Origin of the sequence: Pseudoalteromonas sp. S1609 (assembly GCF_005887255.1) — a bacterium.
GTDB lineage: Bacteria > Pseudomonadota > Gammaproteobacteria > Enterobacterales > Alteromonadaceae > Pseudoalteromonas.
This window is the reverse complement of record NZ_PNDJ01000009.1, coordinates 1-17246: the sequence shown is the minus strand read 5'-3', so window position 1 is coordinate 17246 and position 17246 is coordinate 1. Positions and strand designations below refer to the sequence as shown.

Genomic DNA, 17246 nt, shown 5'->3' with positions numbered 1-17246 from the left:
AAGTCATTAGCTGCGCTTAAAACTTAAAGCGCTCTACTGCACCTTTTAATGAGTGTGCAAGTTGGTTAACGTCTTCACTTTCGCTTGCTAGGGTCGTTGCATTGTTGGCATTTAAGGTGGCCTGCTCGGTTACCTTAGCCATTATTTGTTGAATATCGGTGCTGTTTGCCAGTTGTTCATGTGAGGCACTTGCAATCTCTTTACTCATAGCATTAACCGATACCAGCGTGCTCTTAATACGCTCAACAGCATTATTTAGTTCAGTACTGTTTTCAACGCAATGCTTAGCCTGTTGTTGCCCATCATTTATTTCAGTTTGAGTGGTTTGAGTATGCTGCTGTAGAGTGTTAATCATGGTGGTAATTTCGCTTGTAGAGCTTTGTGTGCGAGCTGCAAGCGAGCGTACTTCATCTGCTACTACGGCAAATCCGCGGCCATGCTCACCAGCACGTGCAGCTTCAATTGCGGCATTAAGTGCCAGTAAATTAGTTTGCTCTGCAATACTGCTAATGGTATCAACAATGGCACCAATTAGTTGCGTATACTGGGCTAGTTCTTCTGTACTGCTTACTGCTTTATCTAAGCGATTTAAAAGTGCTTCAATGCTTTGGCTATTATTATTTGCAATGTCGTTAACGTCATTGGCAAATTGCGAGGCATTAGTAATTTCATTAGAGGTGCTTTGCGCTTGTTCGTATACGGCTTGAGAACTTTGCAACATTTGCTGTGCTAATGAGGTTGCTTGTGCACTACGTTCTAGCTGTTGCTTAGCAACAATAGTCATTTGCTGGCCTTTTTCGCTGGTTTGAATAGCTGAATTATCGAGTTCGTAAGCGTCGTTACTAATGGCTTTTATTAAGTGAGTTAAATCATCACAAAGCTTATTAGTGTTGTGCATCAGCGTACCAAATTCATCTTTACTGTGGGGATTGCTACGCTGAGAAAAGTCACCTGAGGCTATGCGAGCAAGTTCTTTATTCACCTTTTTAAGCGGTTTTAGCATGGCGTTAGTAGTAAATACTGAAATAATAATCAGCAAAGTAATTAATACAAACGCAATAATAATCACTAAGCTAGAGCCAGTATTAATTGCTGATTTAGCGCTCTCTTGTAAAAAGTTAAAGCGCGTGTCAGCCAGTTTATTAAGCTCAATTAATTGATTTTCAATACTAATAAAGGCGTTTTGAAAGCTTTCAAAACGCTGATCAACTTTGTCTTTATTATTGAGCACAGTATTTTGCAAGGCATACAACCCATCAGGATTATTTAATAGGCTGCTTAAATCATCAAATGCTGTAATAAGCTCATTTGTGTTGAGTTTATTAGCAATTGGGGTGGCTTGTTGCTCTAAGTAACTAAGATTAGATTTAATATTGTCGAGTAAAAAAGAGGTGTCTTGTTGATGATCGTTTATATTTTCTGAAGTGGTTATTTGCCTAATCCCTTCAACGTTATTATTTAAAGTAAATAATAAATCATCAACACGAGTCGCAGTGCCAAATACCGCATCTAAAAGTGATTTTTGGTTACTCTCCACGTTTATGAGCTCTATATCAAGCAAGCGGTTACTGAGCTCACGAAGCTGTTCATTGAACGTAATTGTTAGTGCTTCGGCTGAGCTTTGCGCCTTAAAACGTTGCTCTTTTGCTGCAAGCATTTGGTTGCTTATTGTATTTAGCTGGGCAAAGTCTTTGTTAATAGCTTTAAGTAATGTTTGCATGCCTTGCTGCTGGGCAACTTGTGTTTTTAGTGTTTCTAATTTACTAAAAAACTGCGTTTGTTCAGCGTGTGCCTGTTTTTTATTTTGCAGTAGTAAATTAAGTTTAGTTTGGCTATAAGCAATGGCATTAAATTTAGTAATAGAAAGGAGTGATAAACGAAGATCTTTACTTGCTTGTTGTACAGGCACTGCCAACGTTTCTATACGCGTGTTAGTGGTACTAATTTGATTGAGCGACCAGTAAAAAAATATGCAGCTGGTTAGTATCAACAAGCCAATGGCTGAAAAGGCTAAAATTATTTTGTGTTTTATAGCGAGAGATTGCATAACTTTATCAACAATATTAAGACTTTTGTTAGTGTAGCAAGTTTTTTAATGCGATGTTAGCTATTGGTTAATTGTTACTGCATTGGTATTTTTTGCCGTTAATTATTAGCATTGCTTGTTCTCCTTTACTCCAAAATAACACCTCTTGATTAATGTATTTACTGCCTGAAGCACTCACCTCATGATTCAATATGTAATCATGGTCATAAAAGCTCAGCTTTGCTTGCTTGTTGCTAATAATATCAAGTTTTGCAGGTGCGTTATCGCAAACATAGTTATTTGTAACTGGCTGCTTATTGCATGCAGTCAAAGCTATTAGAGCAATAATAACGATAGCGTGTTTCATTGGCTGTGCCTTATTGAGTCCCTTGTTTAATTAAGATCTTAACAAAGCTAAATTAACCGTTGGTGAAAATCTAGCTTTACGTTATGTTTAAGATCTTATTTTTAGTTAGGAAATTTCATGGCTGGCAGCAACCTTTTAACATTACTGGATGATATAACGACTTTGCTGGATGATATTGCGACCATGAGTAAAGTTGCGACAAAGAAAACAGCCGGAGTACTTGGTGATGATTTGGCACTTAATGCTCAGCAAGTTACTGGGGTTACTGCTGATAGGGAGCTGCCCGTTGTATGGGCAGTGGCAAAGGGGTCGTTTTTAAATAAAGCCATATTAGTCCCTGCTGCGTTATTAATTAGTGTGTGGTTGCCTTGGCTAATTACCCCACTTTTAATGATAGGTGGCTTATTTTTATGTTTTGAAGGCGCAGAAAAAATATTTTTACCTCATCATGCAGAAGCAACAGAAGGTGCTGAAAATTTAGACCTGGCAGAGTATGAAAAACAAAAAGTTAAAGGCGCCATTCGTACTGATTTTATTCTTTCCGCTGAAATTATTGTTATTACATTAGGCACGGTCGCAGGGGCGACATTAATCAATCAGGCGCTGGTATTGAGTGTGATTGCCATCATTATGACGATTGGTGTTTATGGACTGGTAGCAGGGATTGTAAAGCTTGATGATGCAGGTTTATATTTACTTAATCAATCCAAACTCTCCGCAAGTAAGTTTAAAGAATTACTCGGTAAAGCCTTATTAGCTGCAGCCCCACGGTTAATGCAGTTTTTAGCCTTTGCGGGCACGGTGGCGATGTTTTTAGTGGGTGGTGGAATTTTAGTACACGCAATTGAGCTTTTGCATCATACCCAAGTGGATGTAACTCATTATGCGCAGTCGGTTGCTGGTAGCACAGGAGAAATACTAGCCCCTTTAGTATTTGACGGACTGTTAGGAATAGGTGCTGGTTTGGTTATTGTGATTGCGCATGTCGCTTATACTAAGTTATTTAAAGCAAATAAGTAGCGCGGTGGTAACGCTACTTTATTTTATTCGCACTGAGTTGTTTTGCATAGTTGCTCAAGTTCGTATTTAGCTTTGCTATTACCTTGAGCAATGGCTTTTTTATACCAATAAATCGCCTGCTGAATGTTCTTTTTTGTACCTTGTCCATCACGATACATCTGAGCAAGATTTAGTTGACCCCATTGTGAGCCTGAGTTTGCTGCTAGGTTAAAGCTTTCAAGCGCTTCGTTATATTGCTTATCTTTATAGTAAATAATCCCTTGCTGATTATTTTCATCAAGTTTTAAGCCTTTATAAAGAGGTTTAGGTTTAGGTGGAAACATCACAAACCCGCCATAAAGTGAATATGCTTGTGGGCGTAGCACGTCAAATATAATGTCATCTTCGTATAAACGTTTTATCTCATTACGAGGCAGGGTAATAGTTTGAGAAGAAAAGTAATCTCTTTGTACCAATAAACTTGCACGCATCGCTGTGGTAATGGCACTAGTGCGCTTATAGCTGTAATTACTCACCTGAAACGTTATAAATTGCTCATCAAAGCTGAGTACTTGCGCAACTTTTAAATTAGTGAGTGTCCATGGTTCGTGAGTGAACTTATCGGCTTTAACTAAATAGGTATCATAAGCTTTTGGGGAGGTTAAATAGCTTTGTTTTAGTGCTTCAGTGTTGAGGTGCTTTTGATAAAAAAATAACGCCCCCCATAGTAATAAAATTAATCCAATACAGTATTTTGGTAGGCTAAGCTTCTCAAACAGAGGTAACGTCTTAATATTGATAGCCTCACTATGTCCGCATTGATAGCACTCGCGTTTATAACTTAACTTTATCGGAAATATAGGAAAAATGGTAAAGCGTAAAAAGCGGCTTTGATTAACTAAGTGATAGCTGTTGCTGTTGCAGCCAGGGCAGCACTGAACGTGTGTAAAATGAGGAAATGACTGGCTAGTATTGAAAAGCAACATAATAAGGCTCCTTGTTAATTTACAACTTTAGAGCAAGTGATAAATTAGTAAAGCAGCAAACTGTAAGTAATTATGTCATAAAGGATTAGTTTATATAGCCCATACTTTGTAATATGGGCTATATAAAGAATGAGCTTAGAAGCTAAATTGTGCGGCTAAACGCACACTTGTGCCTTCACCTACGGTAACGTTATTTAAACCGCCACCGGCTAGGTAGTTTTTATCGAATAAGTTCTCAATGTTTAAACGCAAGTTAATATCTTTGTTACTTAAGTTAAGCTTGTAGGTTGCGCCAATATCAACACGAGTATAACCCTCTTTTGTTACGGTGTTAGCATTATCAGCAAAACGTTCACCCTCATAAAAAGCACCGGCATTCAAAGCAACAGCGTCATTGAGTTCATAACGTGTCCATAAAGAGGCAGACCATTTTGGTGCATCAGTTGGGCGTTTGCCCTCTAATTCTTCATCACGCTCATAGTTAGCATCTAAATACATGGTTGATGCCATAACAAATAAACGGTCAGTTGCAGCACCTTGAGCTGCAAGCTCAAAGCCTTTATGGCGTTGCTCACCTGCCTGCGTGGTGATGCTCGTTATATCACCGATAGGGTTAACCAGCTCTTCGCTCACTAAGGTGCCTGTTTTGCTAATATCAAATAAGGCACCGCTAAGCATTAATCGATCATCAAACAGTTGCCATTTTACCCCAATTTCCTTTTGCTCAGAGGTAATAGCATCGAGCTTCATACCGTTATTAACATCTTTTTCATTTACTAATGTTTCGTTTTGCGGCTCAAATCCTTCTGAGTAACTTGCATAAACAGTTGCAGAGGCATGAGGGTGGTAAAGTACGCCGACCTTAGGTACGAACGATTCGTTATTGCTGTTTTCTCTACTTTGTTTATCGTAACGACCACCTAGCGATACTTGCCATTCTGGTGAGAATGAAATTAAATCTTGGATATAAATCCCGTAATAGTCGTAAGCAGACGAGCTAATAGTGTCATCTGATTTGTAACTAATATTAGGGCGATTAGGCTCATTTTGACCGGCAGAAAAATTAATCGTATCAGCAGATATGCGTAATTGGCCGTAGTAATAATCCAGTGAGTTAGCACCTACAAGTAATTGATGATGTACACCCAAGGTTTCAAATTCGCCAATGAAGTCAATAAAAGCAGTTTTAAACTGCCAATCATCAAAGCGATCGTAAGGACGTGACTGGTAACTATCACCTTCGATAAAGTCACTTGGCTTACGTGGTGCTGACTCAAAGCGCTGACGTTCAAACGTTTGCTCATTGTAGCCTAAATTAACTTGCCAGTTATCGGCTAAAAATACTTTGAAATCAATACCCATGTTTTCAACAGTAATGTCGGTAAAGGCCCATGACATATCACGAATTGTTTTGTCATCACCAATAATGTTGGCATCATTATCTATCCAAGCGCCAGTATCTAAGCCTGCTTCGTCATCAGTGCGATCATAATGAACACGTACTAGGGCATTATCGCTAATATCGTAATCAACCACTAAGGCACCTAAGAAGCGATCGCGTTCGCGGTTATCACCATTTTGGTATTCTCGCCAGTATTCAACATCTTGTTTTACTAATACACCACGGGCACGTAAATCTTCAGCCTCGGTGAGTGCGCCGCCAGCATCAAGCATAAAGCGAGTTGAACCATGTTGGTCAACATCGGCACTGGCACTAAATAGCGTTTGTGCAGTTGGCTTTTTAGTTACCATGTTAACTAGGCCACCGGGGCCTGATTGCCCATACAAAATACTTGAAGGGCCTTTAATAACTTCTACTTGCTCTAAAATTTCAATGGGTTGTTGGTAATGAGACCAATGCTGGTGGCCATCACGCAGGTAGCCGGTTGATGAGCTTAATTGAAAACCACGTAAGTTAAATACTTCTCTGTTTCGTTGTTTAGACCCTGCAGTTAAACTAGCATCATTGGTCAATACTTCACCAAGAGTGGTTGCTAGTTGCTCATTAACGATTGTGTCAGTGATTACGGTAACTGACTGTGCGGTATCGAGTAATGAGGTTGAGGTTCTCATTGCCCCACTGGCATTATCTACTTTGTAGTCGTTGAAGTAGCTACCTTTAACTTCGATGCGTTCTATATTTGCGGTGTTGGCAAATGCATTTGCAGAGGTGCTGGCTAAAAGTGCAATAAAAAGAGGGTTAAGTTTCATTAGTGGCTTCCGGCTTAGAATTATTAGAGTAGTAAAACGCCGCAGATCTTAATGAAAACAACTATCATTTGCAATATCTTTATTGCAACTTTTAATCGTACGTTGCTAATGGTTGCTAATTGTTAATTCTGCTATTATTAGCCGCATATTAATTGAGACTTTTCTCAAGTTATTTTTTGCTATGGAATTTACTGTGACTGCAACTGCTTTTTCATCGTTGGCCTTACCTTCAGGGTTAGTTGATAATTTATCAACGCTTGGCTACACCCAAATGACGCCTGTACAGGCGCAAAGCCTACCGCCTGTTTTAAGTGGCAAAGATATTATTGCCCAAGCCAAAACAGGCTCAGGTAAAACAGCGGCATTTAGTTTAGGCGTTTTAGCCAAGCTAAATGTAAAACGCTTTCGTATTCAGTCGCTAGTATTATGCCCAACTCGTGAGCTTGCAGAGCAAGTGGCGGTTGAGATGCGTAAACTAGCGCGTGGTATTCATAACATTAAGATTTTAACTTTGTGTGGTGGGGTTTCAATTGGGCCGCAAATTGGTTCACTCGAACATGGTGCGCATATTATTGTAGGTACACCGGGGCGAGTTGATGATCATATTCGTAAAGGTACATTGCGTTTAGATGATGTTGAAACCCTGGTACTTGATGAAGCCGACCAAATGCTTGATATGGGTTTTCAAGACACCCTCGATGCCATAATTGATCGCATTCCAACCAATCGTCAAACGTTGTTATTTAGCGCTACTTTTCCAAAATCAATCGAAGCCATTGCTAAGCGTGTACTTAGTAATCCAGAAATGATTAAAGTAGAAGAGCAGCAAGAAAAAAGCACGATTAAGCAATACTTCTACAAAATGGATAATAATAAACAGCGCTATCCAACTCTTAAGCTGCTACTTCTTAAATTTACCCCGCAAAGCTGTGTGGTGTTTTGTAATACAAAGGTAGAAACGCAGCAAGTATGTGATGACTTAGCCGATGAAGGCTTTAGTGCGGTAGCATTGCATGGTGATTTAGAGCAACGTGACCGTGAGCGTACACTGATTCATTTTGCGAATAAGAGTGCGTCTATTTTAGTCGCTACTGATGTAGCTGCACGAGGCTTAGATATTGATGATATGGACATGGTAATTAACTATCACTTAGCTCACGATCCACAAACTCATGTACATCGTGTTGGCCGTACCGGACGAGCAGGTAAAAAAGGGATTGCGTGTTCTATTTATGGTGAGGCAGAGCAATTTAAAGTGGCTCAAATTGGCGACCATTACGAGCGTGACTTTAATCCTGAGCCAATGCCATCTTATAACCTATTAGATAAGCCGCCATACAAACCTGAAATGGTGACGCTGATGATAGATGCAGGCAAAAAACAAAAAGTGCGCGCGGGTGATATTTTAGGCGCATTAACCGGAAAAGACGGTGTTGCTGGGCGCCAAGTTGGTAAAATCAACGTACTTGATAACGTGGCATTTGTTGCGGTAGAGCGTAACTCATCTAAACCAGCGTTACGCAAATTAACCGAAGGTAATATTAAAGGACGTAAAATTCGTGCTCGTCGGCTAACGCGTTAACTCTCGATCTAATCTGAGCAACTCGCCTTGAGTTGCTCATACTCTATTTTTAGTTGTTTAAACACCTCATTGTCACCTCCTTGTTTATCTGGATGATGCTGCACTGCAAGTTGTCGCCAACGCTTTTGTAATGCTTTTAGTGTGACTGGCGATGTTAATTGCCAACGCACCAGCAGTTGTTGTTGCTGCTCATTACTCAGCGGAATTTCGCGATAAGTAGGCCTACTAAATTGCTGCCAAAAGCTATCTAATAACGCCTTGACTTCATCCGTAGATGTTTCAAAATTTTGCCAGTTTAAATAATAGTCGCGTAGTGGATCGTTAGGATGTAGTTGGTTATAACTGGAACTGTTTACTAGTTCAATATGTAAGCTTTTAACGACTAATTGTTGTTTTGGCATTAATTGCTGTTGTAGCTGATAAAGCGCATTCATAATTAAAAAATTGCGCTTAAATAGGTCGCGCTCAGGCTCGGCAGCTAAAGTATCAAGAAACCCACGTTGTTTTAACTCAGATGCTAAAGTATGAACCATCCACACTTTTTTATTGATTAATAGTTCAAAAATCTCATCTATCAGAGGGTTAAGCATTGTTTACAATCTATTAATTAGTGTATCTTGGATAAATTATCATATACCCAAATAACATTAAACCCCAAGGAGTGGGCGTGAGTGCCTGTTTTGAATTGGTCTAAATTAGATGTTTATACTTGGTTTGGGTGTCGTTTTGTTATGGCTAGCAAGGATTTAAGGATATTTTTATGCTGACTCAGTTAAAGCGCATCTGCTTTATTGGCTTTTTGGCTGTTTTAAGTAGTGCATCAAATGACGCTTTATCAAATGAGCAGCCAAGTTTGTTTGAGCAGTTTAACCTTGAACAAGCATGGCCTGAAAAGCATCGCCTTGCAACCGATATCTTATCGAACCCTGATGTTCCAAATTTACAACGCATTACTATTTATAGCGATTTAGCTGAGCTGGCTTTTGCGCAAAGTGATTTAGCCAATGCACTAAAATATTTTAAATTGCTAGAGACCAGTAGTACGTTAAAAGATCAGCCTAAACTTTTCTTTCGTGCGATTAAAATGCAAGGAGTTGTGCTTTATTATCAAGGGTTAGTGCAACAAGCGGTCGTTGATTATAGCCGCGCGTTAAACATCGCAATTGCGCTTAAAAGTCCGATAAAGCAGGCTAATTTACTTAGTAATATCGGGCTTGCTTATTTTGATATGTATAACATGGAGCTAGCTCTTGATTATTATCAACAAGCCAAAGTAATTTATGAAAAAGAGGGAAGCGCACAAGATAAGGCCGATATATTACATAATATTGCCGGTATTTATATTCGTCTCTCTCGATATGAGTCAGCTCTTGAGATGTACCGTGAGGTTTTAAAAGTTTTTCAAGAACTTGGCGATGAAGACGGTGTTGCCCAAGCATACGGTAATATGGGAGTAGCTTACACAGAATCGAGACAGTACCAATTAGCACTGCATTATAATCAGTTGGCCTTACGTTACTATCAAAGCGTTAATAATGCGTTTCAACTTTCTACTAAGCATACAAATTTAGCCACCATCAACCTTAAGCTAAATAAATTTGATGTTGCCTTTTATCACGCTAATGCGGGCCAACAATTTGCAATAGAGGCAGATAATAAGTCTTTACTGGCGGCAGCGTTACATGTGTTGTCAATTGTTCAATTTGTACAAGGTGATACGCAAAGTGCCAAACAAACCTCAGAGCACTCAATTACCCTTGCCAAAGAGTACAATAATGGCATGCGTATTAAAGATGGTTTAGGAATTGAAGCACTAATAAATGCGAGCTTAGGGGATTATGAAAAAGCGCTAAATTTACACCAACAGTACGTTGATTATCAGCGTAGTGTGAATACCGAAGAAGCCTCAAAAGCGGTCAGTCAATTTCAAATCCAGTTTGAATCGAATCAGCTAAACCAAGAAATTAAACAATTAAAACAACAACAATACTTACAAGAATTGCAAATAGCTAAACGTTCACAGTTAACGTTTTTGTTGGTGATTGTTGCCATATTAATTTTAATTACGGTAATTGCTGTTTATAAGCGCCGAACAGAAAAGCAAGCTAAGTTAAAGTTAAGCGAACAAGTTGAACAGCGTACTAAAGAGCTACAAAGTGTGGCGCAAGAGCTACGTGAAGCAAACGAGGTGAAAAGCCAGTTTTTAGCGAATATAAGCCATGAAATAAGAACACCGTTAACTGCTATTTTGGCACAAACTGATGATCTTATTAATGGTCTATATAAGCCGGAACAGTTACAAGATGAGCTTAGAGTAATACAACGTCAAAGTGAGCATTTAAAAAGCTTGATTAATGATGTGTTGGACTTAAGTAAGATAGAGGCAAACCGGTTAGAACTTAATATTAGTTGTTTTGATGTGGTGCAACTTATCAACGATATTCACGCTATGTTTTCTCCTCAAACTAAAGCGAAAGACTTATCGTTAGTTTTAGACTGCCAGTTAGAAAAATCCTATTTTACGCGATTAGATTTAATGCGAGTAAAACAAATTCTTATTAATTTATGTGCTAATGCCATTAAGTTTACTCATAAAGGGCAAGTAACTATTAGTGTTAGTAAAACCGAGCAAGGGTTACTCTTTTCGATTAAAGACACTGGGATTGGTATGAGCTCATCTCAACTTAAACTTATTTTTGAGTGCTTTAGCCAAGCCGATAACAGTATTAGTCGACGTTTTGGTGGCACAGGACTAGGTTTGAGCTTGTCGCAGCAATTGGCGGCGATGATGGGTGGCTATATAAGTGTGCAGAGTGAGTTTAAAAAAGGCAGTGAGTTTTCATTTTATTTGCCCTGTATACAAGTTGAAGAGCAAGTTTGCCATGACGATCAGCAAGCAAAGTCTGATGATCGACATAGATTATTATCGGGTAAAGTGGTTCTTGCTGAAGATCACAGTGATAACCGCAAACTGATTAGTCGTTATTTACATTCTCTTGGGCTGGAAGTGATTGCCGTTGAAAACGGTGAGCAAGCAGTAGAACAAAGTTTAAAGCTATACCCAGATTTAGTACTGTTAGATATTCAAATGCCTGTTATGGATGGTATTTCTGCGTTTGAACTACTCAAGCAATGTGGTTATGAACAGCCTATTTTAGCATTAACGGCCAATGCCATGAGCCACGAAATTGACCATTACCTATCACTTGGGTTTAGTGACTATTTAGCAAAGCCAATCGATAAAGAGTCTTTTTATACTGTGCTAGCAAAATACTTAAATGCTGCAAATACAGAGGTATCAACTGAACAGATTCATGTTGATATGAGTGATTTAGTAACGAGCTTTCAACAAAGTTTAGCCGAAGAAAGCGAGCTTATTAAGCGACACTTTAAAGATGCTGATTATCAGGCGCTGCAAAAAGATAGCCATCGAGTGTTAGGGGCGGCACAAATGTTCGAGTTTAAAGACATAGCCTTAGCGGCAAAAGCGCTAGACGATGAATTACTTCAGCCACAAATAAATACGCAAAGGCTAACAACATTAGTGAATAACTTACAGGCACTGTTTAAAAAGTACGAATAAATTAACTTAACCTGAACTCCGGATAATAAATCCATCTCAAGCAGCTATTTTCAGCGCTAACTGCGTTGAATTTATTTGCAATAGGCGAGCTATTGACGCGTAATTTCGCCTTGTTTTCACTAAAAATCTATAGCTAGAGAAAAATAAGCACAAATATTTTTTTGATTCAATATGTTAGTAAATCTCTTAACCAGAGTTCAGGTTAATCTACTCTAAAAACAAAAAAGACACCATTTGGTGTCTTTTTTATTTAAAAACGTTGATTTAACTAGAGTTTAGCTTACTTACGTTTCATCGAATCAAAAAACTCATCGTTGGTTTTACTCATCGATAGTTTATCAATTAAAAATTCCATGGCGTCAATTTCTGACATGTCATGTACTATTTTACGTAAAATCCACAGCTTTTGTAGTTCATCTGGCTTAGTGAGTAACTCTTCACGGCGTGTACCAGAGCGATTAAAGTCGATAGCTGGGAATACACGTTTTTCCGCAATTTTACGGTTAAGGTGTAGTTCCATGTTACCTGTACCTTTAAACTCTTCGTAGATAACTTCATCCATTTTAGAGCCGGTATCAATAAGGGCCGTTGCAATAATTGTTAAGCTACCGCCTTCTTCAACATTACGTGCAGCACCAAAGAAACGCTTAGGTTTATGAAGCGCATTAGCATCTACACCACCGGTTAGTACTTTACCTGATGATGGAATAACCGTGTTATATGCACGTGCTAAACGGGTGATTGAATCAAGCAAGATAACCACATCTTTTTTATGCTCAACTAAGCGCTTTGCTTTTTCGATAACCATTTCCGCAACTTGCACATGGCGAGAAGCTGGTTCATCGAATGTTGATGCAATAACTTCACCTTTTACTAGGCGTTGCATCTCAGTAACTTCTTCCGGGCGTTCATCAATAAGTAAAACCATTAATGTAACGTCAGGATGGTTATGTGTGATTGATTGTGCAATATTTTGTAGCAACATTGTTTTACCCGCTTTTGGCGGTGCTACTAATAATCCACGTTGGCCGCGGCCAATTGGTGATGCCAAATCAAGAACTCGTGCGGTAATATCTTCTTTACTGCCGTTACCGCGTTCCATACGAAAACGTTCGTTTGCATGAAGTGGGGTTAGGTTTTCAAAAAGGATTTTAGTGCGAGAGTTTTCAGGTTTATCAAAGTTAACTTCATTTACTTTAAGCAAAGCAAAGTAACGCTCACCGTCTTTTGGTGGACGAATAAGACCTGAAATAGAGTCGCCAGTACGCATACTAAAGCGGCGAATTTGACTCGGAGATACATAAATATCATCTGGGCCTGCTAAGTAAGAAGCTTCTGATGATCTTAGAAAGCCAAAACCATCTTGCAAAATTTCTAAAACACCACCACCGAAGATATTCTCTCCGCCTTTGGCGTGTGATTTAAGAATTGCAAAAATGATATCTTGCTTTCTCAAACGGGCTACGTTTTCGAGCCCCATGGACTCAGCTTGGTTTACAAGCTCTTTTATAGACTTGTCTTTTAATTCGCGTAAATGCATATTGGTGGGTTCTTTATTACAGTTGTCATACTCAAAATCGCTTTATTAGATCGTTGAGTGAGGTTCGTTGAATATAACTAAGGATTAGTTGGCTTTATAAACTAGCAGGTCATTACAGCAGCGTCCAGTACTTCTGCAAAATAAATTAAAAAAAGGGCTGAGAGCCCTTTTTTTAAGTAACACTAATTAGATGTTATTTTCTAAAAACTCAACTAATTGTGTTTTTGATAGTGCGCCTACTTTCGTTGCAGCTACTTGACCATCTTTGAAAAGTAGTAGTGTAGGGATACCACGAATACCAAACTTAGGTGGTGTACCCGCATTTTGGTCAATGTTTAATTTAGTGATAGTTACACGGCCATCAAACTCATCAGCAACTTCGCTTAGAATTGGGGCGATCATCTTACACGGTCCGCACCATTCTGCCCAAAAGTCTACTAGTACAGGTTTGTCTGATTGTAATACGTCAGCTTCAAAGCTATCGTCGGTAATTTGGATTATTTTCTCGCTCATTGCGCTCTCCGGTTTAGTTAGGCGAAATATTTAGTGCGTATTTAAACACTCTTGTTTCTTATTGCAAGTTTAAACGTTATGCTTAAACGCTATGACTAAGACACATTTGACCGATAAAAAGTTTTCAGACTTTGCTATTGCACCGGAAGTGGTTGCCGGGTTAACCGAAAGTGGGTTTGAATATTGCACACCCATTCAAGCTAAATGCCTACCTTTTATTTGTGAAGGGCGCGATATTGCGGGCCAAGCACAAACAGGTACTGGCAAAACGTTGGCATTTTTAACTGCCACGTGCCACCGGTTATTACAATCTAGCAAAGCACCTAGTAAACATCCAAGAGCCCTGATCATGGCCCCAACTCGGGAGCTTGCGATTCAGATACACAAAGATGCAAAAATTTTAGCGCCGCACTGTAATCTTAACTTAGGTTTAGTATATGGTGGCGAAGATTACGAAAAACAACGTGCACAACTAGAAAAAGGCGTTGATATTTTAATTGGCACCACAGGTCGCCTAATCGATTTATATAAGCAAGGCTGTTACACCCTTAATGAAATTGAGGTAGTCGTGCTAGATGAAGCCGATCGTATGTTCGATTTGGGTTTTATTAAAGATATTCGTTATATGTTCCGTCGTATGCCAGATACGTCAGAGCGTTTAAACTTATTATTCTCTGCTACGCTATCGTACCGTGTACAAGAGCTTGCATTTGAACACATGACTAACCCTGAGCATGTGCAAATAGAGCCCGATGTAAAAACAGGTAAACGTATTAAAGAAGAGCTATTTCATCCTTCACAAGAAGATAAAATTAAGCTGTTGTTAACCTTGATTGAAGAAGAATGGCCTGAGAAAGCCATTGTTTTTGCAAATACTAAGCATAGCTGTGAAACCGTATATGCATGGTTAAAAGCAGACGGACATCGCGTGGGTATGCTCACCGGTGATGTAAACCAAAAGAAACGCCAGTCAATACTCGCGCAATTTAGTAAAGGCGAGCTAGACTTTTTAGTGGCTACCGATGTTGCTGCACGTGGTTTGCATATTCCAGAAGTAAGTCATGTATTTAACTTTGACTTACCTGACGATTGCGAAGATTACGTTCACCGCATTGGTCGTACAGCTCGAGCAGGCGCTTCAGGTCATGCAATTAGTTTTGCATGTGAGCAATATGCTTATAACCTTCATGAAATTGAAGAATACATTGAGCACAGCATTCCATTATCACATTACGATAAAAGTGCATTGCTAGATGATTTAACGAAGCCGACTATTCATAGAAAACGTAATTTTTCTACTGGTCCACGTAATCGTAGTAATAACAACGGACGTCGCCCAAATAATGGTTACCAAAAAGGACGGTCTTAACCGACCGTTAGTTTGATTGTATTTGTAACTAGAGGTTTTTGAACGGTGGGGCAACTTAAACCGCAAAAAAATGTATATGCAGTCATTGATTTAGGCTCAAATAGCTTTCATATGCTTATTGCTAAATCAATGGCGGGCGGCCTGCAAACTATAGGGCGCGTGAAACGTAAAGTAAGACTCGCAGCTGGGCTTGATGATAATAATTTATTGAGCTTAGAGGCTATGCAACGAGGCTGGGAGTGTTTGGCCTTGTTTGCAGAGCGGTTGCAAGATATTCCCACGCAAAACATCACCATTGTTGCCACTGCAACACTTCGCTTAGCAACCAACGCCGACGACTTTAAACTACGTGCTGAAGAAATATTAGGGCATAAAGTGAATGTTATTAGTGGCGAGCTAGAAGCGCGAACTATTTATAAAGGGGTTGCGCATACCTCTTCATGTACTGGCAAGCAGCTGGTTATTGATATTGGTGGAGCGAGTACTGAGGTTGTTATTGGCCAAGGTTTTGAAGCGCGTCACTATAAAAGCCTTAATATTGGCTGCGTGACTTTTCTCGAACGCTACTTTAAAGATTGCCAATTAAATGAAGCAAACTTTAATGCTGCGATAAAAGCAGCACGAAATGTTATTGATGAAATAGCACCTGAATATAAAACGGCTGGTTGGCAACTTGCCTCTGGTGCGTCAGGTACTGTGCAAGCTATTCAAGAAATTATGGTGGCACAAAATTTAAATGAAATGCTCACACTTGAAAAGCTCTACACCATCAAACAACAATCCATAGCTTACAAAACAATAGCTGAACTCGATTTACCAGGGTTAAGTGAAGAGCGACGGTTAGTGTTTGTATCTGGGCTGGCTATTTTAATTGCACTATTTGAGTCTCTTGAAATAGAACAAATGGGGTTAGCGGGTGGTGCTCTTCGTGAAGGTGTTTTATATAGCATGCTACCGGAGCTACATAATACCGACATTCGCCAACGTACCATTGATGGTTTTATGAACCGTTATCATGTTGATCAAAAGCAAGCATCTCGAGTATCAAGTTTAGCAGTACTGTTAGCTAATGAAGTCAGTCAGTATTGGCCGATTGAAGCACAAAACGGATTACCGCTTTTGAATGCCGTCGCGCAGCTGCATGAAATAGGTTTATTAATAGAGTATAAGCAGTACCACAAACATACCGCTTATATCTTAGAAAATACCGATATGCCTGGTTTTTCACAATCAGAACACAAAGTGATCGTTGCTATAGCTAATAGTCATCGCTGGGACCTTCAAAAGGGATGCTTAGATCATCTAGGTGTACATAGTATTGTTGCTGCGTATATTGTTCGACTATTACGTATTGCCGTTATTTTATCTATGCGCCGACAAGATGATGTCTTGCCAAACTTTAAGATAACAGCTGAGAATGAAGAGTTAGTGATTCAATTTGAAAATAACTGGTTAAAAAACCATCCATTGATGGCAAGTGAGCTAAATCAAGAGATTAAGTATCAAAAAAAATGCGGTTGGAAACTTAAAGTGAGTTAGTTAATCCGGCTTTCGCAGAGTTTTTAGTGGTTAAAATGAGCTTTTAGTTGTATTTTTGTTCGAACAGTCATTTATTTCAAGTTTTCTTCAAAAAAGGGTTGATCTGTTTTCGGATCTCCCTATAATGCGACCCCACTGAGACGGGGAACGCCAACGCATAGCGAGGCACGAGCTACTCAGTGAGTCGAGTAAAACTTAGTTCTGAAAACTTTTAAGTTTAACAAAATTAAGTGTTGACAAAAAAATAGGAGTGCGTAATATGCGCAGCCCTAGCGAGATAAAGTTTAACGCTTTAATCGCAACGTTCTTTAACAATATAAAGCAATCATCTGTGTGGGCACTCGTACAGATTGAGTTCTAACAGCCAAGCTTAGTTTACTAAGTAAGGCAAACAAATTTAGAGTCTCAATTGAAACTGAGTGACCAACAGCAATAAATTTATTTATTGCAGCACAGTCAATTCAATATCGAAAGATATTAAATAAATTCAGAATTCATTGAGCTGTCGAAAGACAAAAAACTTTTTAATTG

Annotated in this window: 12 protein-coding genes; 5 read left to right on the top strand and 7 right to left on the bottom strand. The window is 39.1% G+C overall.

Translation table 11 applies throughout. From position 1 onward, the window contains the following. Positions 1-16: 16 nt before the first annotated feature. On the bottom strand, positions 17-2047 hold the full coding sequence (locus CWB76_RS03260; protein WP_138605417.1) for a methyl-accepting chemotaxis protein: 2031 nt from the start codon (positions 2045-2047) through the stop codon (positions 17-19). 67 nt (positions 2048-2114) lie between these two features. After that, entirely contained in the window at positions 2115-2393 is a 279-nt protein-coding gene (locus CWB76_RS03255) for an MliC family protein (protein WP_138605415.1), read from the bottom strand. 117 nt (positions 2394-2510) lie between these two features. Here CWB76_RS03255 and CWB76_RS03250 point away from each other — a divergent pair, with 117 nt between their 5' ends. After that, entirely contained in the window at positions 2511-3413 is a 903-nt protein-coding gene (locus tag CWB76_RS03250) for a DUF808 domain-containing protein (RefSeq protein WP_138605413.1), read from the top strand. Between the two features lie 23 nt (positions 3414-3436). Here the strand turns inward: CWB76_RS03250 and CWB76_RS03245 are convergent, their stop codons facing one another. Both CWB76_RS03245 and CWB76_RS03240 read right to left on the bottom strand, forming a co-directional pair. Next, positions 3437-4378 (bottom strand): tetratricopeptide repeat protein, encoded by a 942-nt coding sequence (locus CWB76_RS03245; RefSeq protein ID WP_138605411.1) that lies wholly within the window; start codon positions 4376-4378, stop codon positions 3437-3439. A gap of 135 nt (positions 4379-4513) precedes the next feature. Further along, complete coding sequence (locus CWB76_RS03240; RefSeq protein WP_138605409.1) at positions 4514-6589, bottom strand: TonB-dependent siderophore receptor; 2076 nt, start codon at positions 6587-6589, stop codon at positions 4514-4516. A 193-nt stretch (positions 6590-6782) separates the two neighbouring features. On the opposite strand from CWB76_RS03240, the gene dbpA reads away from it, so the two are divergent. Further along, positions 6783-8171, top strand: coding sequence for an ATP-dependent RNA helicase DbpA (gene dbpA / locus CWB76_RS03235; RefSeq protein WP_171039590.1), 1389 nt, complete (start codon positions 6783-6785; stop codon positions 8169-8171). 8 nt (positions 8172-8179) lie between these two features. On the opposite strand, the gene CWB76_RS03230 is transcribed toward dbpA, so the two are convergent. Then, positions 8180-8761 (bottom strand): DNA-J related domain-containing protein, encoded by a 582-nt coding sequence (locus CWB76_RS03230; protein WP_138571049.1) that lies wholly within the window; start codon positions 8759-8761, stop codon positions 8180-8182. A 170-nt stretch (positions 8762-8931) separates the two neighbouring features. On the opposite strand from CWB76_RS03230, the gene CWB76_RS03225 reads away from it, so the two are divergent. Continuing rightward, positions 8932-11754, top strand: a complete 2823-nt coding sequence (locus CWB76_RS03225; protein ID WP_138605406.1) for an ATP-binding protein — start codon at positions 8932-8934, stop codon at positions 11752-11754. 280 nt (positions 11755-12034) lie between these two features. Here the strand turns inward: CWB76_RS03225 and rho are convergent, their stop codons facing one another. Both rho and trxA read right to left on the bottom strand, forming a co-directional pair. Beyond that, entirely contained in the window at positions 12035-13294 is a 1260-nt protein-coding gene (gene rho, locus CWB76_RS03220) for a transcription termination factor Rho (protein ID WP_010392671.1), read from the bottom strand. A 186-nt stretch (positions 13295-13480) separates the two neighbouring features. Next, the gene (gene trxA / locus CWB76_RS03215; protein ID WP_008109071.1) at positions 13481-13807 is read right to left on the bottom strand and encodes a thioredoxin TrxA; all 327 of its coding nucleotides are present in this window, start codon (positions 13805-13807) and stop codon (positions 13481-13483) included. A 91-nt stretch (positions 13808-13898) separates the two neighbouring features. Here trxA and rhlB point away from each other — a divergent pair, with 91 nt between their 5' ends. After that, positions 13899-15176 (top strand): ATP-dependent RNA helicase RhlB, encoded by a 1278-nt coding sequence (gene rhlB, locus CWB76_RS03210; RefSeq protein WP_138605404.1) that lies wholly within the window; start codon positions 13899-13901, stop codon positions 15174-15176. Positions 15177-15221: 45 nt separating this feature from the next. Further along, positions 15222-16715 (top strand): guanosine-5'-triphosphate,3'-diphosphate diphosphatase, encoded by a 1494-nt coding sequence (gppA, locus tag CWB76_RS03205; RefSeq protein WP_138605402.1) that lies wholly within the window; start codon positions 15222-15224, stop codon positions 16713-16715. Positions 16716-17246: the final 531 nt, after the last annotated feature.

Bases quoted from the DNA above. Each gene is read 5' to 3' on its own strand.
- CWB76_RS03260 (WP_138605417.1), bottom strand. From the start codon at position 2,047: ATGCAATCTCTCGCTATAAAACACAAAATAATTTTAGCCTTTTCAGCC.
- CWB76_RS03255 (WP_138605415.1), bottom strand. From the start codon at position 2,393: ATGAAACACGCTATCGTTATTATTGCTCTAATAGCTTTGACTGCATGC.
- CWB76_RS03250 (WP_138605413.1), top strand. From the start codon at position 2,511: ATGGCTGGCAGCAACCTTTTAACATTACTGGATGATATAACGACTTTG.
- CWB76_RS03245 (WP_138605411.1), bottom strand. From the start codon at position 4,378: ATGTTGCTTTTCAATACTAGCCAGTCATTTCCTCATTTTACACACGTT.
- CWB76_RS03240 (WP_138605409.1), bottom strand. From the start codon at position 6,589: ATGAAACTTAACCCTCTTTTTATTGCACTTTTAGCCAGCACCTCTGCA.
- CWB76_RS03230 (WP_138571049.1), bottom strand. From the start codon at position 8,761: ATGCTTAACCCTCTGATAGATGAGATTTTTGAACTATTAATCAATAAA.
- CWB76_RS03225 (WP_138605406.1), top strand. From the start codon at position 8,932: ATGCTGACTCAGTTAAAGCGCATCTGCTTTATTGGCTTTTTGGCTGTT.
- rho (WP_010392671.1), bottom strand. From the start codon at position 13,294: ATGCATTTACGCGAATTAAAAGACAAGTCTATAAAAGAGCTTGTAAAC.
- trxA (WP_008109071.1), bottom strand. From the start codon at position 13,807: ATGAGCGAGAAAATAATCCAAATTACCGACGATAGCTTTGAAGCTGAC.
- rhlB (WP_138605404.1), top strand. From the start codon at position 13,899: ATGACTAAGACACATTTGACCGATAAAAAGTTTTCAGACTTTGCTATT.